The 3,488-nt window shown below is 71.5% G+C and carries 1 protein-coding gene and 1 pseudogene; both read left to right on the forward strand.

Features of this window, described 5'->3' with window-relative positions; genetic code table 11:
* Positions 1-121 precede the first annotated feature (121 nt).
* Positions 122-946: an SdiA-regulated domain-containing protein gene (locus WBA11_RS07785; RefSeq protein WP_424520132.1), complete on the forward strand. Its 825-nt coding sequence runs from the start codon at positions 122-124 to the stop codon at positions 944-946.
* A pseudogene (locus WBA11_RS07790) lies at positions 947-3,488 on the forward strand (hypothetical protein); the annotation flags it as partial. It lies immediately after the preceding gene.

Here is a 3,488-nt window from a genome sequence, read left to right on the forward strand (position 1 = left end):
GGGGGACGACGGAATCTAGAGGCGTCGGCGGCCTCGAGGACGGCCCTCGCACACCCGTCTGCACACACCGCTCCGCAGGCGCGCGAACCGACCTCGAGGACGAGACGTTGACGACGCTTCTATGCGACTCCTCGCCCTCCTCCTCGCGCTTAGTGCCTGCGCCGAGCCCTCCCAGACACCCGCCGCTGCGCCCGTCACCGCGAGCCACACCATCCCGTACGCCCTCGACACGCCCGACGCCGTCGTCGACCTGCCGTCTGAGTTGCGCGAGATCTCGGGCCTGACCGTCGTCCCGAGCGGACGGCTGGGCGCGGTCCAGGACGAGGACGGAATCCTGTACGAGATCGACCCGGCGACGGGCGCCATCGTGGACCGGCTCACCTTCGAGGGCTCCGGCGACTACGAGGGCGTCGCGCTCGCCCTCGAGGCCGTCTGGGTGCTGCGCAGCGACGGCGACCTCTACCGCGTCGGCCGCGACTCGACGGGCGCCCCGAGCACGCGCAAGGTCGAGACGTCGCTCCGGGGCCGGAACGACACTGAGGGCCTGGCCTACGACGCCGCGAGCGGGACGCTGCTCGTCGCCTGCAAGGAGAACCCCGGTCCCGACCTCGACGGCCTGCGCGCCATCTACGCGTTCGACCTCGAGGCCGAGGCCATGTCCGACCAGCCCGTCTTCGTCCTCGACCGGCGCGTGGTGGACCGGGGCCGCGCCTTCAAGCCGTCGGCGATCGCGGTCCACCCCAATGGCGAGGTCTACGTCGTCTCGTCGGTCCGCCGGTCCATCGCCGTCCTGTCCCGCGAGGGCGAGCTGCTGACCGTCGCGGACCTCCCGAGCATCGCCCCCCAGCCCGAAGGCATCGCATTTGCAGCGGACGGGACGCTCTACATCGCCAGCGAGGGTCCGAGCGGCCCCGGGCGGCTCCTCCGCTACGCTCCCACCCGTTAAATGCGTCGGTCCCTCTTCGTTCTGGTCGCGTTCGTCGCCGGCTGCACCACCACCCAGCCGTACCTCGCACCGGACCGACGCGCCGACCCGGTCCCCGACTTGCCCGACGGCCCCGAGCACGTCGTGTACCTGGCGGGCAACACCGGCGACCTCGAGGACGGACAGCCGGTCGTCCTCGAGGCCCTGGCCCGAGACGCCCGAGCGTTCGGCGAGAACGCGACCGTCGTGGTCCTGGGCGACGTGACCGCCGACGGGCTCCCCCCCGATGACGACCCGGACCGCGCCCGCGCTCAGGCGCCGGTCGACGCGCTCATCGCCTCGCTCCGCGGCCTCGAGGCCGAGATCGTCGTCGTCCCCGGCGACCGCGACTGGGCCTACGGCGAGGACGGCGTCAAGCGGTTGGAGGACGTCTTGGAGGACGCCTTCGACGCCGACGTGCTGACGCCGGGTGACCAGGCCGGCGGGCCGCGCGAGGACGAGCTGGCCGAGGGCTTGCGCCTGATCGCGCTCGACACCGCTTGGTGGCTGCTGGACCCCAACGAGCGCCCCGAGGGCGAGGCCGAGGACCAGGACATCCGCTCGGCCGGTGACGTGGCCCGCATCTTCGAGCAGATCGTCGAGGACCGCGACGACGACCGGCTCGTGGTCGTGGCCCACCACCCGCTCATCTCACGCGGGCCGAGGGGCGGCAACCGCGGCAACCCGCTCGCGACCATCGCCTCGAGGACGGTCGGCACATCTTTGCAAGACTTGTCCGCGCCGCGCTACCGGTCGCTCCGGCAGACCCTGGGTCGGATCGCGGCCCAGCATGACCGCCTGGTCTGGGCGGCGTCCCACGACGCCATCCTGCAGACCGAGACCGACGTCATCAACACGCTCCGTCAACAGACGCACATGGTCTCCGGGACGGCCGGCGGCGACGGAGCCGCTTTCGCGGCCGGCGACGCGCTTTACCTGTCGTCCCGCCCCGGGTACCAGCGGCTCGTCTACTACCCCAACGGGCGCCTGTGGACCGAGACCGTCGAGGTCGACGCCTCCGGCCAGGCGACGGTCGTGTTCCGCGGCGAGGTCGCCGGGATCAACCTCGACATCGTCCCCGACCGGCTCCCCGACGACCTCGACCCGTCCGACCTGCCGGCCAACCTGGGCGAAACCGTCACGGTCGCCGCCGACGCTGATTTCGTGACGGAGCCGTTCCAGAACGACGCCTTCACGCGCGCCTTCTTCGGAACCGGCTACCGCGACGTCTGGAAAACGCCAGTCACGTTCCCCGTCATCGACCTCGGAACCGAGGCCGGTGGACTGACACCGGTCAAGAAGGGCGGCGGGTTGCAGACGACCGGCCTGCGGCTCGTCAACCCCGACGGCCAGGAATACGGCCTGCGCCTGCTCGAAAAGAGCGGGCTCGCCCAGGTCCCGTTCGAGCTGCGCGACGGGTTGGTCGGCGACGTCGTCCTCGACCTGCGGTCCTCGATGGTCCCCTACGGCGCGCTCGTCGCCTCGCCCCTGGCCCGCGCCGCCGGCATCGCCCAGCCCGACCCTCGGATCGTCTGGATCCCGGACGACCCGCGCTTGGGCCGCTACCGCAAGACGTTCGCCAACCGCTTGGCCTTGTTCGAGGTCCGCCCCGACGACGACATGAGCGCCGTCCCCGGCTTCGAGGGCATGACCGACGTCGTCTCGTCCGGCAACATCCGCGAGGAACTGCGCGAAGACCAGGACCACCGCGTCGACCAGCGGACGTTCCTGCGCGCCCGCCTGCTCGACATGCTGATGGCGGACTGGGATCGCCACCTCGACCAGTGGCGCTGGGCCGCCTTCGAGCCCGGCGACCTCGACCCCGCCCTCGAGGGCGACGAGGCGACGCGCGGCAAGGTCTACGTGCCCATCGCCCGTGACCGCGACTTCGCGTTCTACGGCTTGGATGGCCCGTTCCAGGCCTTGCTGGCCGCGTTCGACAACCGTCTCCAGCCCATCGCGGAGGACTACGGGAGCATCGAGGGACTCACGACGAACGGGTTTTTCCAGGACCGCCGGTTCCTCAACGAGCTCGACCTCGAGGACTGGCGGGCCATCGCCCGCGACTTGCAAGGCCGTCTCACCGATGACGCCATCGAGGACGCCGTCCGCGCGCTCCCGGACCCGATCTACGACCAAGTCCGCGAAAACTGGCTCCGCGTCGCCAAGAGCCGCCGCGACCGGCTGGTCGACGCCGCCGAGGCGTACTACGGCTTCCACGCGCCCATCGTCGACGTGGTCGGCAGCGACGAGCGCGAGCGGTTCCAAGCCCGGCGCCTCGAGGGGGGCGACCTCGAGGTCGAGGTCCGATCGTTCAAGGGCGGCGAGCCCGGAGCGGTCTTGTACCAGCGCACGTTCCACCCGGACGAGACCGACGAGGTCCGGCTCTACGGCTTCGGCGGCCGCGACGAGTTCCACGTCGTCGGCGACGGGCCGCGCGACATCGCCGTGCGCGTCATCGGCGGGGCCGGCTCCGACGTCCTCGATGCGAGCGGCGGCGACGTCGCCGTCTACGACACGCCGG

It is taken from the genome of Rubrivirga sp. (assembly GCF_049648075.1).
Classification (GTDB): Bacteria; Bacteroidota; Rhodothermia; order Rhodothermales; family Rubricoccaceae; genus Rubrivirga.